Below are 19696 nucleotides of genomic sequence, written 5' to 3' on the forward strand. Positions count from 1 at the left end.
TCCTAACTCCTAACTCCCAACTCCCAACTCCCAACTCCCAACTCCCAACTCCCAACTCCCAACTCCCAACTCCTAACTCAGCACTATTAACTGGGTGTCCAATTGATCCAATCTTGAGGCTTAAGGAAGGTTTCATACAACTCAGCTTCGGGAGAATTGGGTTCCGGCTGATAGCCATATTCCCAGCGTACTAAGGGTGGTAGAGACATGAGAATTGATTCAGTGCGTCCGTTGGTTTGCAGACCAAAAATCGTGCCTCGGTCATAAACCAAGTTAAATTCTACATATCGTCCCCGGCGGTAGAGTTGAAAATTTCGTTGGCGATCGCCATATTCTATCCCATGTCGGCGTTCTACAATTGGTACGTAAGCTGGTAAAAATGCTCTACCACAGTCTTGCACAAAGGCAAACAAATCTTCCCAATTGCGGGTTGCTGGTGTTCCCAGCTGGTTGCTATAAATAGCCGCTTCCCCATTGGGATTTGGCCCGCGATATAAAGCACCCTGACCATCTTGGTAATCAAAAAACAAACCACCTACGCCCCGTGTTTCATCACGATGCTTGAGGTAAAAATATTCATCACACCACCGCTTAAACACCGGGTAATAGTCTGGGTGGTTTTGGTCACAAGCCTGTTTTAATGTTTTGTGTAAATGTGCCGCATCTTCAGCAAAGGGGTAAAAAGGTGTCAAGTCAATACCACCACCAAACCACCACACTGGTCCCGCTTCAAAGTAGCGATAATTTAGATGAACTGTGGGCACGTAAGGATTGTGAGGATGTAATACCATTGAAGTGCCCGTGGCATAAAAGCCATGCCCTGCTGCTTCCGGGCGTTGGGTTAAGATTGAGGCTGGCAAATGGGAACCCCAAACTTCAGAAAAATTTACACCTGCTTGTTCAAATATTGCACCTTCACGCAGCACGCGCGATCGCCCTCCACCCCCTTCTGGGCGTTCCCAACTATCTTCGAGAAACTTACCCACACCATCTAGTTTTGCCAATGAGTCGGTAATTTCGTCTTGCAGTTGTTTCATAAACTGACTGACCCTAGTCTGAGCGTCAGTTGCTGGCAAAGATTTGGATGATGCTGCTACAGTTGGTATTTGCGAGTTGGTCAACATAGATTCCCGAACCTAAATTACAATTTCCAGAAAGCCACAAATTTTTCATTTTAAAATTTGGGGGAAACACGCGCCGACAATCAAGCTCTATTTGCCCAACCTGCTTTTTCTTACTGGTTAAGCATTTATACGATTGATGGGCATCACTAGATTTATTTTCCCTCAAATGCGTATAGGCTTGTTGTATATTGACTGAGTTTTTTTTTAATTTTTAATTGAAATATTCTGGTATAAACACTAGATTTTAGTCGTAACCTTGAAGTATCAAGGGTAAGACTTGCCTGCTCAAAACTTCTTTGCCATATTATTATGTTGGCTATTGGCGTCTTTGCCAAATCGAGGCTTGCGATGTTTAGGGCATTTCTGAGAAAGTTTTAATTTAGGAACTGAGCGTAGTTGCCCACCATACCAGAGTTACTAGAAACTGTCCAGCGAGGAGGAGGATTAGGAAAATGCAAGGTTGGTTATCCAAATTCATCCACCGCAAACGTCGTCGGTTTTGCGCTTCTCTGGTGCGGACGTATCGAGAGATTAGTTCTGCTTCTGTAGATGAACTGTGGCAAAAAGTCGCTGACTTAACAGATGTTTCCTGGCATCCACTACTTAAGAGTACTAACGTGCCCTACGGATTAGTACCCAAACCAGGATTGATTTTTCAAGCTGTAACACGCTTTTCGCCGATTCCCATCCGAATTTTCGTGGAGCGCGTCAATCATAGAGAGATGCTGAGTATCCGAGTGCTGGCGATTCCTGGGATAGAGGAACGGGTGACTTATCAAGTAGAGTCAACAGTTTGTGGTACTTGTTTGTCTTATTCTGTAACGCTACGGGGTTGGTTATCGCCCTTGATTTGGTCTTTATCCCGTCCTTATGCAGACCGCGTAGCACGGTCTTTAGTCGAGGCAGTAGAAAAGACAGCATTGCCAACGGTATCTGGTAAGAAAAAATCCCTCAATGACAGTTGTTTTGATTTTTAGGTGATGAGGATTGGGGGGATGAGGGGCAGAGGGAGGATTTTTGACTAATACCCAATACTTCTCTTCTTAGGCTGCGCCAACGGCTTCTCTACGAGACGCACTCGCGTTCGCTCAGTACAAGTGCCGAATGCCCAATAACTAATCCCTAAAGAAAGTTAAGATTCTATTAGGTGATAGTAGAATTTGCTAAGTTTTATTACGGCAGTAACAGTGATAACACTAAGCTGACATTGCTTAAGAAAGCATCCAGTTAATAGCTAAGATGTTCGCCACGAGTGTATTTCTTCATTTTCAATTTTCCATTTTAAATTTTTTATGTACGATGTCCTCGACTCCCGCTCTGTCTTAGAAGTGTTGCGACCAGTAGAAGACCCAGAACTCCGCAAAAGTCTGGTAGAACTTAACATGATTCGCAACGTCAAAATTGACGCTGGCAAGGTTAGTTTCACTTTGGTGTTGACCACTCCTGCTTGTCCTTTACGTGAATTTATCGTTGAAGACTGTCAGAAAGCTGTCAAAAAGCTACCAGGCGTTACAGATGTAAGCATAGAAGTGACGGCAGAAACACCGCAACAAAAAAGTTTGCCCGACCGCACTGGCATTTCTGGGGTGAAAAATATCATTGCTGTTTCCAGCGGTAAAGGTGGCGTTGGTAAAAGTACGGTAGCCGTGAATGTCGCAGTGGCTCTAGCCCAAACTGGGGCGAAAGTCGGCTTGCTAGATGCTGATATTTACGGCCCCAATGACCCCACCATGCTGGGTCTGGCTGATGCTCAAATTGTAGTGCGTTCCACTGAAACAGGTGATATCCTGGAACCGGCTTTTAATCACGGCGTCAAATTAGTTTCAATGGGCTTTTTGATTGACCGAGATCAACCAGTAATATGGCGGGGGCCTATGCTCAATGGGGTAATTCGCCAGTTTCTCTATCAAGTTGAATGGGGAGAACTGGATTATTTGATTGTAGATATGCCACCAGGAACCGGAGATGCTCAGTTAACTTTAACCCAAGCAGTGCCGATGGCAGGGGCAGTAATTGTCACCACGCCGCAAACTGTAGCCTTGTTAGATTCTCGCAAGGGATTGCGGATGTTCCAGCAGATGAATGTCCCGGTATTGGGGATCGTGGAAAATATGAGCTATTTTATCCCGCCTGATCAACCAGATAAGCAGTATGACATCTTTGGTTCCGGTGGTGGCTCCAAAACAGCCGCCGAATTGGGAGTGCCACTGTTAGGGTGCGTGCCGCTAGAGATTTCCACGCGAGTTGGTGGTGACAGTGGTGTGCCGATAGTCGTTGGTGAACCAGATTCGGCTTCGGCAAAAGCATTAACAGCGATCGCTCTTACCATTGCTGGTAAAGTATCAGTTGCGGCTTTGACATAATTAATTTTAATTTCTATCTACTTCCTGGGCTATGTCCTGGGAATATTAGGGAGTAGGGAGTAGGGGGAGCAAGAATTTTAGATTTTAGATTTTGGATTTTAGATTGAAATTTAATCCAAAATTCAAAATCCAAAATCCAAAATTGAATTGCCCAATGCCCAACACTTAAATTTAAAATCTCAAAGCTAAAGTCTAAACTGGCACAATGTTGTTAAAACGATCGCTCCCCAAAATTCGCTGGAAGTCTTGGGTTAAGCCCTGGCAGTATGTAGATTGGCTACTTTTTTGTTTGCCTATTGCTATCAGCATCTTTGGCGGCATCATGATCCTCAGTACGGAACTGAAGCAGCCAGTAACTGACTGGTGGTGGCACTGGATGGTAGCGGGTATCGGCGTGCTTATAGCCCTGTTTTTATCTCGCATCCGTTACGAACTCTTGATGCAGTGGCACTGGGTAACATACACACTAACGAATTTCAGTTTAATCGCTGTGATGATTGCTGGTACTAGCGCCAAAGGGGCACAGCGGTGGATTAGTATCGCCGGCTTTAATGTGCAACCCTCAGAATTTGCCAAAGTTGGCATGATCATCACCTTAGCAGCTTTACTACACAGGCGCACTGCTTCTAGCCTCGAAGGTGTTTTCCGCATTCTGGCAATCACCGCTATACCTTGGGGATTAGTATTTTTACAGCCAGATTTAGCAACATCAATGGTATTTGGTGCGATCGTCTTAGGAATGCTTTACTGGGCAAATGCTAACCCAGGCTGGTTAATTCTGATGATTTCTCCTGTGGTTGCCGCTATTTTGTTTACTATATCTTGGCCTTTCTCAGAGCCGATAGTTTTATTCAAAGAACTATCTTTTGGCCCATTAGGGATAGTTTGGTCATTTGCGATGGCTATTGTCGGCTGGCAAACTCTTCCCTGGCATCGATTTGGTTTCGGCGCTATCAGTGCGTGGATTCTCAATATAGTGGGTGGCGAATTAGGAGTCTTCGCCTGGAACCATGTTTTGAAAGAGTATCAAAAAGATCGGTTAACTGTATTCATGGACCCCGATCACGATCCACTTGGTGCTGGGTATCACTTAATCCAATCTCGCATTGCTATTGGTGCTGGTGAAATTTGGGGATGGGGTCTGTTCAAGGGGCCAATGACGCAACTGAATTTCGTACCTGAACAGCATACAGACTTTATTTTCTCCGCAGTGGGGGAAGAATTCGGTTTTGTTGGTTGTTTGGTAGTGCTGTTTGTCTTCTGCTTAATTTGCCTGCGCCTACTACATATTGCCCAAACCGCCAAAGATAACTTTGGTTCCTTGTTGGCTATTGGCGTTTTGTCCATGATCATGTTTCAGGTGATTGTGAACGTTGGCATGACTGTAGGTTTAGCGCCTGTGGCAGGAATTCCCCTACCTTGGATGAGTTATGGGCGTTCTGCTATGCTGACCAACTTCATTTCCTTGGGAATAGTAGAATCAGTAGCAAATTTTCGCCAAAGACAGAAGTATTATTGATTCGTCATTAGTCATTTCTAAGAACCAAAGACTAATGACTAATGACAAGTATTAAGCTATTAAAAGGAAACAAGCGAGGCTAAAAACATGATCCTGCCTGGAGCAACTGTTCGCGTCAACAATCCCGCAGATACCTATTATCGCTACGAAGGACTCGTGCAACGACTGACTGATGGCAAAGTCGCCGTATTATTTGAAGGTGGTAACTGGGATAAATTAGTTACCTTCCGCCTGAGCGAATTGGAACTCGTAGAGACCACAGCCGGACGTAAAAAAGCCAAATAATATTAGTTAGGAGTGAGATTAGTTAGGAGTGAGAAGTTAGGGGTTAGGAGTTATGATTCTTCAACTTATCACTCTTAACTCCCAACTCTTAACTCATAACTCTTAACTCATCACTCAGCACTCCCATGCGTCTCCCCTTACCACAGTTTGCTACTGCCGATCGCCATCCCAACCACATTGCGGAGGTGATTGAGACTACTAGTACCGAATTTTTGGCTCAGTGTTTGGAACCAGAAGATTTGAGCTTTCCCTCTATGCCACCTTTTGGTAGTTGGGTCTGTTCTATAGATGAAGAATCTGGTAATCAAATTTATGCTGTGGTATATTATGCCACAACTATGCCCATAGATTCCGTACATCGGGCCAGAGCTTTAGGATTGTCCTTGCAAGACTTACGCGAGGAACAACCCCAGATATTTGCCATGCTCAGAACTGAATTCCGGGCTGCGATCGTGGGATTTGAGCACTCTTCCCAGAATCGAGGTTATAACCAAAGAATATATCAGTACCTACCACCCCGTCCCCCGCAAATTCATCAAGCTGTTTATCGGTGTGAACCAGAAGCGATCATTAAATTTACTGAAGAACTAGATTTTTTGCGGACACTGCTTTGCATTAACGGTGCGCCAATAGAGTCTTTGACCGCCGCTGCCATTCGAGATGTATACCAGTTACGCAAAGCTGACCGAGAATGGCTAATTAAAGCTGGACGTAGCCTGAGTGTGCTCCTTAAAGACGACTACGATCGCTTGCGGTTCATTTTGAGTCAAATCCATCCGTAGGTAGTTAGTTCTTAGACAATTGCCTAGTTAGTGTAAGTTAATATTTTTGATTTTTCATCAGGTGGCCTCTCCATTTATTTAGATCAATTAAGCGATCGCCCCCAAGGTAATCGCAATTTTACCATAGCCCCTTCAATTCCTACCTATGGAACTCATATCACAAGTTCTTGTTCTGGAACCAACTTCCCAAGTTCTTGGCAAGGAACCAATTGTTCCCTTTGCTATTTTGCTGGTGGTCATCTTAGTTATACCTATAATGTTTGAGCGGCTAAGATTACCAGGATTAGTGGGTTTGGTTTTCTCAGGGCTAGTACTTGGGCCCTCAGGCTGGAATCTATTTCAGTCTGACTCGCCGATGATTAACCTGCTATCAGACATAGGGTTAATTTACTTGCTGTTTGTCGCCGGGCTAGAAGTTGATCTAGAAAAATTTCGCCAACAAAAAAGTCGCGCCTTTGGGTTTGCTAGCTTGACTTTTAGTGTACCCCTGGTGATGGGAACCTTAGTAGGGCTGATTTTAGGCTATGGCTGGAATACATCAATCTTAATTGGCTCTTTATTTGCTTCCTATACCCTTTTGGCATATCCCATAATCACTCGTTTCGGAGTGGTAAATAATGAAGCTGTTACTGTCACCATTGGAGCGACGATTTTTACAGATATTGGGGCAGTGCTGATATTAGCCGTTTGTGTAGCCGTCACTCATGCTGGAGCATTCAGCTTTGCTAAACTACTCACCTTGTCGGGTTGGTTAATTATTTACTCTGTTGCCGTTGTCACAGGCTTTGATTGGGCAGGCAAAGAATTTTTCAAGCGGTCTGGAGATGACGAAGGAAACAAGTTTTTGTTTGTGTTGCTTTCTGTGTTTCTGGCGGCTGTGGGCGCTCAATTGATTGGGGTAGAAAAAATTGTTGGTGCTTTTTTAGCAGGTTTGGCGGTGAATGAAGCTGTGGGTGAAGGCCCAGTCAAAGAAAAGGTAGTATTTATTGGCAGTGTGCTGTTCATTCCCATTTTCTTTGTTGACCTTGGTTTACTGATCAATCTACCCGCTTTTGCCAACAACCTGGACACGCTCAAGTTAACGGTGTTGATGATAGTCGGTTTGATTGTCAGTAAATTGATCGCAGCTTTGTTAACAAAACTACTTTACCGCTATAACTGGCAAGAAATGCTAACGATGTGGTCGCTGTCACTTCCCCAGGTTGGTACAACTTTAGCAGCTACGTTAGTGGGATATCGGGCTGGATTGCTGCCACTAGAAGTATTACACAGCGTCATTGTCTTAATGGTTGTCACATCAACCTTGGGGCCGTTAATGACCAGTCGAATAGCTGTTGGTTTGAATTCCTCACCAGCCGAAGAGCCAGTACCACCCCTACCTGACCAAAACGCACGCGAAACAGACAGTGCTTTTACTATAGTTGTACCTGTGTATAATCCTCAGACCGAGCAGTATTTGATTGAAATGGCGGCTTTATTAGCGCGTCAGTCTCAGGGCAAAATTATACCACTGGCGATCGCTACTGCTGCTGCTCAGATGGATGCACCGCAGTTAGAAATGTCTCTACAACGGAGTGAGCGGTTATTGACTAAAGCCACGGCACAAAGTCGATTATTGGGCGTGGCCGCAGAACCAGTACTGCGAATTGATGATGCCTTTGCTCAAGGAATTAGCAGAGCTGCTCGCGAACAAAAGGCTAATTTAATTGTTATGGGTTGGGGTAAACGGACTGGGTTACGAGCGCGTTTATTTGGGAATGTGATTGATGGTGTGCTTTGGGCATCCCATTGTCCAGTGGCGGTGACACGTCTAGTAGAATCACCGAAAAAAATTCAGCGGATCTTAGTACCAGTAGAAAACTTAACAGCACCGACATTACAGCCTGTACAATTTGCCCAGATGCTGGCAGAGGCAAATCAGAGTCACATTACTGTGCTGAATGTGTGCGATCGCCGCACTAGTTCCAGTAAAATTGCTTGGAGGCGATCGCATCTCTCCCTATTGGTATCTAAATTGGCTTTGGCCAATGCCCCAGAAATTCAAATTATCGCTCATGAAAATGTTGCCCAAGCAATTTTGCAAGCAGCACGATTATATGATTTAGTCGTTTTACCTTTTATCCGTAATCGTACCAGCCCTGGAGGGTTAGCCATTAGCGATGTCACAACTCAGTTAGCCAGACAACTCACCTGCTCCATTGTCATGCTGGGAGAACCGCAACGCACTCAAACCACAAATGTAGTTATGTCTAACACGGTTCCCAGCATTACATCTGCTGTATGATATAAGGCATTCAGTCCAAATGAGTGAACTTGGGCTGCGTTGGCGTAGCCCCTCGGAGGCATCGCATTGACAAAAATCTTTGCAACAAATGAATCGGCTGTAGGGATGTACAACTTTAGTCCCCTATCAAAGTTTTGTAGGAGGAATTTTGTGAAATGATATCAGCCTCTGCACTTAAGTACAGGGTGGGATGTTGGTAAATGCCACAACTTGACTATTACAAAAATTTGGGTAATGGTAGGGTCTTAAAGTTGCGTGAGTGTCAACCTACTCCCTGCTTCTTTGGATTCAACAATTAGAACAGTAAGTAATAACCCTAAAAACACTTTATCTTATTGAAGATTTGATGAACTTTAGCTAAAAGACTGACAGTTTTCAAACAATGTTTGTTATTTTGCTAGTTAATTATTAAGGAAGTAGGTAAAAATCTCACAAAACTACAACTGGAGAAAAATAAGTAAGTTCAATAACACTTTTTGATTGAGCCTTGTTATTTTTTTTCATTTTGTATTTTTGTCCCCAAGCTGGGTAATCTAAAAGTAAGTGCAATAGCTACTGAAAATATTTGTAAGTAACTGGAAAACTATGAGAATTTTGGTGACGGGCGGTGCTGGGTTTATTGGTTCCCATCTCATCGACCGACTAATGACTGCTGGGCATGAATTAATATGCTTGGATAATTTTTACACTGGTCACAAACGCAACATCCTTAAATGGTTAGGTCATCCGTACTTTGAACTGATCCGCCACGATATTACCGAACCAATTCGGTTAGAAGTGGATCAAATTTATCATTTAGCTTGTCCTGCTTCTCCGGTACATTACCAGTACAACCCAGTTAAAACCGTTAAAACTAACGTGATGGGAACGCTGAATATGTTGGGGCTGGCTAAACGGGTGAAAGCTAGATTTTTCTTAGCTTCAACTAGTGAGGTATACGGAGATCCAGAAGTTCATCCCCAACCCGAAGAGTATAGGGGTAGCGTCAATCCCATTGGGATACGTTCATGCTACGACGAAGGCAAAAGAGTTGCTGAGACTCTAGCATTTGATTACTACAGGCAAAATAAAGTTGATATTCGAGTTGCTCGGATCTTCAATACCTACGGGCCGAGAATGTTAGAAAACGATGGTCGGGTGGTGAGTAATTTTATAGTTCAAGCCTTGCGGGGTAATCCTTTAACCGTGTACGGTGATGGTTCGCAAACTCGGAGTTTCTGCTACGTTTCCGATTTGGTAGAAGGATTCATCCGCCTAATGAATGGCGACTACATTGGCCCAGTAAACCTGGGCAATCCTGGTGAATATACGATTTTACAATTGGCAGAAGCTGTGCAAAATATGATCAACCCGGACGCGCAGATCAAGTTTGAGCCATTACCTTCGGACGATCCTCGGCGTCGCCAACCTGATATTACAAAGGCAAAAACTTGGTTAAATTGGGAACCTACCATTCCTCTGCAAGAGGGGTTAAAACTGACAATAGAAGATTTTAGCGATCGCATTCAAAGCGATGTCAATAATTTAACCACCTAAGCAGCACCTAGCGTCGCTCTGAATTTTCATGCAGGCTCATCCCTATCGGTAGCTAGTATACTTAGTGGCTGAGTTTATTGTCAGTGTGTAAGTTTCATGTTGAGACTTCTTTTTGAAGACTAACCCGAAAAAAGCGAGGAGTTAAAAAATGCGTGTTTGCGTGATTGGTACTGGTTACGTTGGTTTAGTTACAGGTGCTTGCTTGGCTCATATTGGGCATGATGTAATTTGCGTAGACAACAACGAAGAAAAAGTTAAGTTAATGAAGTCTGGACAGTCCCCAATTTTTGAGCCGGGACTCTCGGAAATTATGCAGTCTGCCATTCAAACAGAGAAAATTCATTTTACCAGTGATCTTGCTGCTGGAGTTACCCACGGAGAAATTCTGTTTATTGCTGTGGGAACACCACCTTTACCTACTGGTGAAAGTGATACTCGTTATGTTGAAGCTGTAGCCCGTGGGATTGGCGAAAATCTCAACGGTGGTTATAAAGTCATCGTGAATAAATCTACAGTACCCATTGGCTCAGGTGACTGGGTGCGGATGCTTGTTCTAGATGGTGTTACTGAACAGCAGAAAACACTCGTAACCGCAGGTGGGGTATCGAGTGATGAGAAATTACCTGAGTTAGCAGCCGAATTTGATGTCGTGAGCAATCCAGAGTTTTTGCGCGAAGGTTCGGCAGTTCACGACACCTTCAACCCCGATCGCATTGTACTAGGAGGCAATAGTCAAAGAGCAGTAGCCTTAATGAAACAATTGTATGCCCCAATTGTGGAACGCAAGTACGCTGAGGATCAATCTTTACCCCCAGTGCCAATTCTGGCAACAGACCTGAGTTCGGCGGAGATGATCAAATACGCCGCTAATGCCTTTTTAGCCACTAAGATTAGTTTTATTAACGAAGTTGCTAATATTTGCGATCGCGTCGGTGCTGATGTTACCCAAGTAGCTAAAGGCATCGGTTTAGACTCCCGCATTGGTAACAAGTTTTTACAAGCTGGTATTGGTTGGGGTGGTTCGTGTTTCCCCAAAGATGTCTCCGCTCTGATTCACACTGCTGATGACTATGGTTATGAAGCCCAGCTAATGAAAGCTGCTGTTAGTGTCAACGAGCGCCAGAGATTGATTGCTTTGGAGAAACTCCAACAAGTTCTGAAAATTCTCAAAGGCAAAACAGTTGGACTACTCGGACTGACCTTCAAGCCAGATACTGACGACTTGCGTGACGCTCCAGCCCTTATCTTAATTGAGCAGCTAAACCGACTGGGAGCCAAAGTCAAAGCCTACGACCCGATTATTTCCCAAACAGGTATGCGTCATGGGCTTTCTGGTGTACTAGTAGAAACCGATGCCGAAAGACTTGCTGACGGCTGCGATGCTTTAGTACTCGTCACCGAATGGCAGCAGTTCAGCACTCTCGACTATGTGAAGATGGCAAAATTGATGGCTCACCCCGTTATCATCGATGGTCGTAACTTCCTTGACCCCGAAACAATGATCCGGGCTGGATTCCAATATGTAGGGGTGGGAAGATAGAGAGACGCGATTAATCGCGTCTGTACAGGAGTAATATCATGTCCGCTTGATACTTATTAAACCCGAAGAACCCCACCCCGCCAAAGCTGCGTTTTGTCTCCCCTAAGAGCCGGCGGGGAGGGGATTAAGGGGAGCCAGTGCGGTCTTCTCCCTACAGCCCTTCTCCTAAAGGAGACGCTCTTGCGAACGGGCATCCTACGGCGGGCGCTAGCCTCTCCCAATGTGAGAAGGGGAGACGCTAAAAGCGATAGCGCAGCGTTAGCGAGTCCGCGTTCGCGCAGCGTCTCGTAGAGAGCGTCTGGGGTCTCCCCAAGTGGAGCATCTGGCGTGTGGGGTGCAACGACTATGGGAATCACAACTAATTACCCGGACATGATATTAGGAATAATTAATAAAAATTAATTACAACCCATAATCAATAACTCCTAACTCCCTTCAAAACCTAAACAAATAAAATACCGCCTAGAATCATCTAGGCGGTATTTTATTTGTTTAAAGCTTCACTTTACTTGGCGTTTTTACGTAAAAGTATCATATCAAGCGCTATGTGGAATACGCTCAATTTCAGCATATCCACTGAAAATAAGTTTTTGACCTTCAGTTTCTAATCGGTTCAGCCGCATTTTCACTCCATCAAGGTCAAAACGATCCAAATCGACCATATTATCTAAAATTTCTACCAGCGCCACGCTCAAGGTTTGCGAAATTTCCCGTTGCACTTCTGGCACTTGGTCAAGTTCAATTTTCGGATCTTTGAAAGAAACTCGCCGCCGCCTTTCAATGCCTATAGTTAGAATCATGCTCAGGGGTACAAGTTCGCCATTGTTTAAATCTGCTTTTGCTACAAGGTGTAAGCGATTTTCAGGTAATAGCTGTACCTGAACTTCCGTAAAGGAGACTGGTTCTCCGCCAGATAATTCTGTCAGGGATGGTACGGTGAGGTTCAGCAGGCGCTTTTTCACCAGTTCCGCACTAAAGGCTTGGTTGATGCCTGCTTCTGATAAGATTACTTGAGCGATCGCTTGAGTGGGTTGCTTAAGGCTGAGTTTGCCCTTTAAAACCGAGCCGAAGTCAATGCCAACCGCATCGGTTTCAAATGACATCTCCTCTACCGCGAAATCTTTCCGAATCACCAAGCCACGACCGCTCATTTTAAAGCTGTCAATGCTGCCTTGCAACAGTTTGCTGGAGGGGTAGCAGCGCACAAAGACTTCTACTGACTCGCTTTGCGTAAACAGGTGGCGAATCGTTTGGCTGGCCACTGTGTTGAGCATTCGCTCTCCCCAATCTGTGCCTTTAGGATCTTGTAAACCAGTAAGTCCGCCGAACATGTGGTTTTTAGTCTCTAGAAGTTCTTTGTACTTTTGTAACAAATTGTCAAGAATACAGCAAGCGATCCCCAGATTAATTCTGCTGATGGGTAGGCATAGGATGGCTGATGGCAAATAGTTAAATGTGTCAAATATTACTAATCTGATCAAATAATCTGAATGCTAGCATTATATTTAGTGCAAATTTAATGCATAATCAAAGTCATGCTGAACATCGTTCGAGATATTCACTCTCTCTCAAGCTTCAAGCGCAATACTTCTAAATTTATTCAGCTAATGAAGGAAACTGGACAACCGGTGGTGTTAACCGTGAATGGCAAAGCAGAATTAGTTGTGCAAGATGCTGAGTCTTACCAGAAACTTCTAGAGCTTTTGGAACAGTTAGAAACAATTGCGGGAATCAGCAAAGGACTGGAGGATGTAGACGCAGGTAGGACAAGACCTGTTGAGGAATTTGAGCAAGAAATGCAGCAGAAATATGGCATTTCAAGTTAGGACAGCCAAGACAGCAGACGCTCAAATTGAGGCAGCATACCTGTGGCTGAGAGAGTATAACCCAGCCTATGCAGGCAGATCAGTGGTTTAGAGGGTTGATGGATACTATTGCATTTCTTCAAGAAAAACCTCGTCGGTGTGCCTTAGCTCTAGAACATGAGGTATTTTCTGAGGAAGTGCGTCAACTTTTCTATGGCAAATCAAAAAATATCTACCGTATTTTGTTTACAATTCGTGAAGATACTGTTTATGTACTTTATGTGCGTCATAGCTCACAAGCACTCCTTGCAGCTGATGAAGTTGATGAGGAAGAGTTATAGCGTTATTAATAGTTGATTAATGGGAATACTTGAACAAGGTAAGGTTGTCAGGAAAATTCTCACTAGTACTAAATATGACACAAGAAAATATTCTAGAACTTGCCAAGCAGGGCGATACAAACGCGATTAATACTCTGGTAAGTCAGTGGTTAAATTTACCCCTAATTACGCCAAAAACTAGTTTCAAACAAAATTGTCTACAGATAATGCTGGAATCAATTGAAGTTCCAGTACAAAAATTAGTAGTCCCGGTTATTTGTGATGGATTAATTAATTTAGGCATCCAATCTTTTAAGAATGTCAAAATATACGGTAGAGTCACAGGTGAAGATTTTCCCGATTGGCAACAAGAAATTGAATTACAAGCATTAGTAAATTCAGCTGTATTAACACCTCAAACAGAGATTGAAGTGGAATCTTCAATTGCCATTACTAAAAAGAAAAAAGATATAGCGGTTCCGGACTTGGTGAGGTACGTTTTCAAAGCTACTAACCTTGTTAAACAAGATTTGGGTGTACCTCAGTTGCTTAAGAAAGGCTATAATAAATTAACTGTCAAAAAATCATCTTTTTGGGATTCATTGGTTGAAGCAGTAGCAGAAACAGCCGAAGTAGTTGGAGGTGCTGCCGTTCACGCAGGGCAAGCTGTTGCAGGAGCGGCTGTAGACATTGGCGGTGCGATTGGTGGCGCAGCTTTTCAGGGAACACAGATAGCAGGGCAGGCGCTAACAATTGTTGGTAATAATCCTCAATTGCAAGTAGCAATAAAATCTCTAAATAAAGATTGGTTAAACCCTTTAATCCAACAGGTTGATTTAGTTAAAGCCGAGGCTGCTGTCAGAAAGTTACAGCAAGAACACCCAAATGAACACCCAGCAGAAATTGCCCATCATCTTATGTTGGAAAAAGCTGTTTTAGCGGGAATAACAGGGTTTGCTAGTAGTGTTGTACCAGGAGAAGCTGTTCTAACATTTGCTGTTGATTGGGCTGCTACATCTGCATTATCAGTGGAGTTAGTCTATCAAATTGCTGCTGCCTATGGAATGGATTTAAACGATTCCGATCGCAAAGGGGAAGCAGTAGCAATTTTTGGTTTAGGGCTGGGTGGAAAAACAGCAATCAAAGCAGGTTTGGGGTTACTACGAATTGTGCCAGTAGCGGGAGCCGTCATTGGTGCTAGTTCAAATGCAGTGATGATATACGCATTAGGTTATGCTGCTTGTCAGTTTTATGAAGCAAAGCAGAATCCATTAACTTTAGAGGCAACTTTAGTAGATGCTCAGGTAGAGAGCGTAAAATTTCTCGAAGCTGCTATTTCTCAAGAAAAGATTATGGATCAGATTTTGGTTCATATCGTCTTAGCAGATAATCCAGATAAATCTTGGGAAGATATTTTACCAGAATTACAAGCTGCCAATCTTAGCCCTGCCTCTATCGAGGCGATCGCAGCTAATATAAAATCTCCACCATCTTTAGAAACCTTAGTTGAGCAAATTAATAGTGATTTTGCTGTACCTCTACTAGCGCAATGTCAAAGAATTGCTGATCTAGACGGGGTAATTACACCAGCAGAAGCTAAGATTATAGATTCTATTAACAAAAAGTTAAACTGTGATTTGGCTGCAATTAAATAACCTGAATATTGGTGTTAAGATTTATTTCCAAAGGCGATCGCAGCACATCCATTAATCATGAAGCTATCTGGTAAATTGCAGGTCGATATCTCGGTTCAGGAGTTGGTTTTCCCTCCGTTTTGGCAGTATCTAACCATGCTGCTTTTGCTTGCAAGACTTCACGAAGCGCTTCCTCTTCAGTTGAACCAAATGCTGAACAGTATTTCAAATCAGGAATATCAGCAATATAGCCCTCATCTTCTTCACTGTAGAAAATATTAATATGATAGTTTTTCATTCTTCATCCTCCAAAGTGAGTGCGTATTCTTCAACCAAAATCAAAAATTGACGGACTTGATAAGGAACAGCTTTGCCCTTTCGATTTTGCAGGTTAACCAGATCATGAATATCTGGATGAGTAAAAATGTGGTGACTACCATTAATCCGTGATAGAGAAAATCCAAACGCCTCAACCAAAGTAACCAGTTCATGAAATTGAATATTTCTGGAACCAGAAAGGACTTTCTCTAGCAATTTACGCTTCTTCGACATTTCTACATCCTATCCCTTTTTTAAGAAGACATTGCCATCTTTATCAGCAACTTAGTATCGCCACTAAAATACGAAGCAACTCTTCTATATCAGCAGGAACACGATATAAATTAAGCTTCTGAAAGTGTATGAGTTATTTGGTTGGAGGATAGGAATTTTGCTCATAGCTGCATGATTAAACTTCCATCTGCATCAGATTTTCAAAAGGATGCTGATTTTTCCATCGGTAAGCATTAAAATCTCTAAAATCTATCGACAAAATTCTTCCATGTCCCAAGTGTTCTGCTAAAACCACTAGCGAAGCATCGGCAAGATCCATTGGTAAGTTCGCATATTTTTCCATCAGTTCACAAATACGTTTACCATGATGGGGTTGCAAATCAAAAACCGTAAAGACCCCTAAAAATAAGTTATTGATAAAACTTACTTGGGCGCGATCGCCCATCGTTGTTAAGAGTAGATAGCAAGTTTCTGTGACGACAGGCCAAGTCGTAATTAGAGGTTCGTTGAGATTGGCAAGTACCATTATTGCTTGAGTGTGGTACGAGTCATTGCGATTTGCCAATGCTAACCAAAAGCCAGTATCAACGATAATCATACTTAGCTTTTAAGCCATCTCTCAAAATTGATTTGTAATTTACAGACAGGTTGGGATCTGCCTCGCCGCAACCAATAAAGCCTGTTTCGGTGAGCATCGAGAAAGAATTCTTTTGCTGCTGCTGAAGTTGTTGGTAGTACAATTCCAGGGCAGACTTAATCACATCTGTTACAGCCTGATTAGTCTGCTGTTGAATATAAGCTAGTTTGTCAGCATACTCGTCATCTAATCGGGCATTAATTCGCATCGTTATGCTCTCTTGTCATACAATCGTATGACAAGACTAACATATCTGCTACCTCGTCAACAACTTCCGCCGCAGATTATCCAACGCTGCATTCGCACTCACATGACGAATTAAAGTTCGACCTCGCGCCGCACCAAACTGATACTCAAAACTTGCCACTTCATCCTTGGGCCCAGCTAAACCAACGTAAACTAAGCCCACCGGCTTCGTATCTGTCCCTCCAGTTGGGCCAGCAATACCAGTGATACTCAATCCCCAAGTTGTTGCAAGGCGGGTTTTTACTCCAACAGCCATTTGCTCTGCAACGATCGCGCTTACCGCCCCAAATTTATCTAAATCTTCTGGGTTAACCCCCAGCAGCCCAACCTTCACCGAATTATCATAAGAAATTACTCCACCCCAAAAGTAATCAGAACTCCCAGAAATCTCGGTCAACATTTGCCCTAAACCGCCACCAGTGCAAGATTCAGCCACCGAAAGCGTTTCTTTTGATGTACGCAACAACTGACCGACCACGGAAGCAAGGGTATTATCATTGACACCATAAAAATCTAGTCCGGCGATTTCTTTAATTTGTTTCTCAATGGGTGCAATTAGGGCTTCTGCAGCTGCTTCTGAAGTTGCTTTAGCAGAAACTCGCAATCTTACTTCCCCCTTCCCTGCATAAGGGGCTACTGTGGGATTTGGTAATTTCAAATAGGAAGCAACCTTTTCCGCCAAAGCCGATTCACCAATACCCCAAAACTTTAAACTCCGGCTGTAAATAATTTCTTTACCCCAACCTTGACTTTTGAGAAATGGCACGGCTGTTTCTTCCCACATCAGGTGCATTTCACTAGGAACACCGGGAAAGGTAAAAATCGTGATTTCAGGGCGGGGTTGCCAAATAATACCGGGTGCTGTTCCACTGGGATTGGGTAGGATTTCTGCACCTTGGGGAATCAAAGCTTGCTTGCGATTACTTGGTGACATAACCCGACCACGTTGGGCGAATTTCTGGGTTATGTCTTCGATGATGTCAGAGCGTTCTACTAACGGGACTTTAAAAAAATCAGCGATCGCTTCGCAGGTAAGATCATCTGGTGTCGGGCCGAGTCCACCAGTGAAAATGAGAATTTGCGCTCTGGAAATAGCAATTTCTATAACTTGCTTCAACCGTTCTGGATTATCCCCAACCACTGTTTGATAGTAGTGGGGAATACCTAGCTGCGCTAATTGTTGCGCCAAAAATTGAGCATTGCCGTTGAGGATATCTCCTAGCAGCAGTTCAGTACCAACACAAATAATTTCTGCACTCATTGGATTGGGGAAGGGGAGTGGGGAGTCTGACTTTTCACGGTATCTGGAAAACCTCTCTCTAAATCTCTCTCCTAAAAGGAGAGAGACTTTGAATTTTCACCTTCAGAGCGTCGAGAAAGGGGTTAGGGGGTTAGGTTTTTCGTAGGCTTTTTCACATAACGTGAAAAGTAAGGTAAGGAGTGGGGATTAGGGGGGACAAGGGGGACAAGGAAAACCCATGCCCCATGCCCAATTATGCTAAGGCTGGTACAGGAATTTCCAAGTGAGGATATAAGGGGAAGCGATCGCACAATGCTGCTACCCGTCGCCGACAATCTTGGGTTACGATGTCGGAATCTGGAGAAAGCAGGCGATCGCTAATAATATTTCCAATCTCGGTAAATTCTGCTACTCCCAAGCCCCGCGTGGTCATTGCTGGCGAACCTAACCTCAATCCACTGGTTACAAATGGCGATTGCGGATCAAAAGGAATAGTATTTTTGTTAGCAGTAATATTCACAGTACTGACTAGCTGATCCGCTTGCTTACCAGTTAGACTGACAGAGCGTAAATCCACGAGCATTAAATGGTTGTCAGTACCATTTGACACTAGCTTTAAACCCCGATTTTGTAGTTGTTCGGCCAAAGCATGAGCATTTTCAATCACTTGGGCAGAATAGGTTTTAAACTCAGGCTTCAGAGCTTCTCCAAAAGCTACTGCTTTACCTGCAATGACGTGTTCCAATGGTCCGCCTTGGTTGCCAGGAAAAACAGCTTTATCTAGCTTTTTACCTAGTTCTGCGTCGCTGGTCAAGATTAAACCACCTCTAGGTCCGCGTAAAGTTTTATGTGTAGTTGTTGTTACTACATGACAATGAGGAATGGGATCGGGGTGAAGACCACTAGCAACTAAACCAGCGATATGAGCAATATCGGCAAGTAAGTAAGCGCCGATTTCATCAGCAATGCTACGGAACTTTTCAAAGTCAATTATCCGGGAATAAGCCGAATAACCACAAATCAGCAGCTTAGGACGCTCCCTCAGCGCCAGCTCCCGAATTTGGTCATAGTCAAGTTGTTCTGTTTGTTGGCTGACACCGTAGTGGCTAACTTGAAACCACTTACCTGAGACATTTACAGGTGAACCGTGGGTGAGATGTCCCCCATGAGACAAATCCATTCCCATAATTTTGTCCCCTGGTTGCAGCAGCGACAGGAACACGGCAAAATTGGCTTGTGCGCCAGAATGGGGTTGCACATTCGCATGAGCAGCGCCAAATATCTGTTTAGCGCGGTTGATCGCTAGCTGCTCAATTTTGTCGATATACTCACAACCGCCATAATAGCGTTTACCAGGTAATCCCTCGGCATATTTATTTGTCAGTACCGAACCTTGAGCCGCCAGTACCGCAGCAGAGGTAAAGTTTTCGCTAGCAATCAACTCCAAATGATCTCGCTGACGCTGTAGTTCGTCGTTGATTAACTCCGCGATCGCTGGATCACTGGAGGAAAGAAAGTCTGAATTAGTCCTAGTCACTTCAATTATCCTTATGGAAGTTTGTACAACGGCTGATTTTGGTTGGATGTAGCACCCAAGTAACAGTCAAGTGTCCATGCCTAAAGTCTATAGTTCAATGGTTTTTGACTGCTTTACAGAGGCAATTAATCGTCTCCGCAGTATGGAGGTTTATTTGTGCCAACTTATTTATTATTAGACCCAAGCTCGATTAATGCATTAACGATCATAACCTTGCTTTTTGAACCTGGGTTAATTGAAGTTTTCTGCGATCGCTCCTCTGTAAGACAAAGTTGAGCGTTTCAGTATAACA

The 19696-nt window shown here is 43.7% G+C and carries 19 protein-coding genes; 11 read left to right on the forward strand and 8 right to left on the reverse strand.

The features are described from left to right. Positions 1 to 86: 86 nt before the first annotated feature. On the reverse strand, positions 87 to 1124 hold the full coding sequence (hemF, locus tag V7K30_RS12005) for an oxygen-dependent coproporphyrinogen oxidase (protein WP_334999346.1): 1038 nt from the start codon (positions 1122 to 1124) through the stop codon (positions 87 to 89). A 452-nt stretch (positions 1125 to 1576) separates the two neighbouring features. Here hemF and V7K30_RS12010 point away from each other — a divergent pair, with 452 nt between their 5' ends. The 8 genes from V7K30_RS12010 to V7K30_RS12045 all read left to right on the forward strand — a co-directional run bounded on the left by V7K30_RS12010 (position 1577) and on the right by V7K30_RS12045 (position 11433). Beyond that, on the forward strand, positions 1577 to 2101 hold the full coding sequence (locus V7K30_RS12010; RefSeq protein ID WP_334999348.1) for an SRPBCC family protein: 525 nt from the start codon (positions 1577 to 1579) through the stop codon (positions 2099 to 2101). 315 nt (positions 2102 to 2416) lie between these two features. Further along, complete coding sequence (locus tag V7K30_RS12015; RefSeq protein ID WP_334999350.1) at positions 2417 to 3487, forward strand: Mrp/NBP35 family ATP-binding protein; 1071 nt, start codon at positions 2417 to 2419, stop codon at positions 3485 to 3487. A gap of 205 nt (positions 3488 to 3692) precedes the next feature. Continuing rightward, positions 3693 to 5006 carry a rod shape-determining protein RodA gene (gene rodA, locus V7K30_RS12020; RefSeq protein WP_334999352.1) on the forward strand — a complete coding sequence of 438 codons (1314 nt, stop codon included), beginning with the start codon at positions 3693 to 3695 and terminating at the stop codon, positions 5004 to 5006. Between the two features lie 87 nt (positions 5007 to 5093). Beyond that, positions 5094 to 5291, forward strand: coding sequence for an NAD(P)H dehydrogenase subunit NdhS (locus tag V7K30_RS12025; protein ID WP_069070957.1), 198 nt, complete (start codon positions 5094 to 5096; stop codon positions 5289 to 5291). 125 nt (positions 5292 to 5416) lie between these two features. Then, on the forward strand, positions 5417 to 6073 hold the full coding sequence (locus V7K30_RS12030) for an HAS-barrel domain-containing protein (protein WP_334999353.1): 657 nt from the start codon (positions 5417 to 5419) through the stop codon (positions 6071 to 6073). 145 nt (positions 6074 to 6218) lie between these two features. Then, positions 6219 to 8357: a cation:proton antiporter domain-containing protein gene (locus V7K30_RS12035; RefSeq protein WP_334999356.1), complete on the forward strand. Its 2139-nt coding sequence runs from the start codon at positions 6219 to 6221 to the stop codon at positions 8355 to 8357. A 585-nt stretch (positions 8358 to 8942) separates the two neighbouring features. Then, positions 8943 to 9893, forward strand: coding sequence for a UDP-glucuronic acid decarboxylase family protein (locus V7K30_RS12040; protein ID WP_334999358.1), 951 nt, complete (start codon positions 8943 to 8945; stop codon positions 9891 to 9893). Between the two features lie 148 nt (positions 9894 to 10041). Beyond that, entirely contained in the window at positions 10042 to 11433 is a 1392-nt protein-coding gene (locus V7K30_RS12045; protein WP_334999360.1) for a UDP-glucose dehydrogenase family protein, read from the forward strand. 536 nt (positions 11434 to 11969) lie between these two features. On the opposite strand, the gene V7K30_RS12050 is transcribed toward V7K30_RS12045, so the two are convergent. Next, positions 11970 to 12764, reverse strand: a complete 795-nt coding sequence (locus V7K30_RS12050; RefSeq protein ID WP_334999420.1) for an LmeA family phospholipid-binding protein — start codon at positions 12762 to 12764, stop codon at positions 11970 to 11972. 204 nt (positions 12765 to 12968) lie between these two features. Here V7K30_RS12050 and V7K30_RS12055 point away from each other — a divergent pair, with 204 nt between their 5' ends. The 3 genes from V7K30_RS12055 (at position 12969) to V7K30_RS12065 (ending at position 15213) form a co-directional block, all read left to right on the forward strand. Further along, complete coding sequence (locus V7K30_RS12055) at positions 12969 to 13259, forward strand: type II toxin-antitoxin system prevent-host-death family antitoxin (protein ID WP_334999362.1); 291 nt, start codon at positions 12969 to 12971, stop codon at positions 13257 to 13259. A gap of 98 nt (positions 13260 to 13357) precedes the next feature. Further along, on the forward strand, positions 13358 to 13579 hold the full coding sequence (locus V7K30_RS12060) for a hypothetical protein (protein WP_442941059.1): 222 nt from the start codon (positions 13358 to 13360) through the stop codon (positions 13577 to 13579). Between the two features lie 74 nt (positions 13580 to 13653). Further along, positions 13654 to 15213 carry a hypothetical protein gene (locus V7K30_RS12065; RefSeq protein ID WP_334999364.1) on the forward strand — a complete coding sequence of 520 codons (1560 nt, stop codon included), beginning with the start codon at positions 13654 to 13656 and terminating at the stop codon, positions 15211 to 15213. 55 nt (positions 15214 to 15268) lie between these two features. Here V7K30_RS12065 and V7K30_RS12070 read toward each other — a convergent pair whose 3' ends face one another. The 6 genes from V7K30_RS12070 to glyA form a co-directional block, all read right to left on the reverse strand. Next, complete coding sequence (locus tag V7K30_RS12070; RefSeq protein WP_334999366.1) at positions 15269 to 15490, reverse strand: type II toxin-antitoxin system HicB family antitoxin; 222 nt, start codon at positions 15488 to 15490, stop codon at positions 15269 to 15271. Further along, complete coding sequence (locus tag V7K30_RS12075) at positions 15487 to 15744, reverse strand: type II toxin-antitoxin system HicA family toxin (protein WP_334999368.1); 258 nt, start codon at positions 15742 to 15744, stop codon at positions 15487 to 15489. Before V7K30_RS12075 ends, V7K30_RS12070 begins: the two co-directional genes overlap by 4 nt. 175 nt (positions 15745 to 15919) lie before the next feature. Next, positions 15920 to 16342, reverse strand: a complete 423-nt coding sequence (locus tag V7K30_RS12080) for a type II toxin-antitoxin system VapC family toxin (protein WP_334999370.1) — start codon at positions 16340 to 16342, stop codon at positions 15920 to 15922. Next, positions 16329 to 16589, reverse strand: a complete 261-nt coding sequence (locus V7K30_RS12085) for a CopG family transcriptional regulator (RefSeq protein ID WP_334829378.1) — start codon at positions 16587 to 16589, stop codon at positions 16329 to 16331. The genes V7K30_RS12080 and V7K30_RS12085 overlap by 14 nt, the downstream gene beginning before the upstream one ends. A gap of 48 nt (positions 16590 to 16637) precedes the next feature. Next, positions 16638 to 17888 carry a competence/damage-inducible protein A gene (locus V7K30_RS12090; protein ID WP_334999372.1) on the reverse strand — a complete coding sequence of 417 codons (1251 nt, stop codon included), beginning with the start codon at positions 17886 to 17888 and terminating at the stop codon, positions 16638 to 16640. Between the two features lie 232 nt (positions 17889 to 18120). After that, positions 18121 to 19404, reverse strand: a complete 1284-nt coding sequence (glyA, locus tag V7K30_RS12095) for a serine hydroxymethyltransferase (RefSeq protein WP_334999374.1) — start codon at positions 19402 to 19404, stop codon at positions 18121 to 18123. Between the last annotated feature and the right edge of the window lie 292 nt (positions 19405 to 19696).

Source organism: Nostoc sp. (assembly GCF_036917655.1).
In the GTDB taxonomy this organism is placed as follows: Bacteria; Cyanobacteriota; Cyanobacteriia; order Cyanobacteriales; family Nostocaceae; genus Nostoc.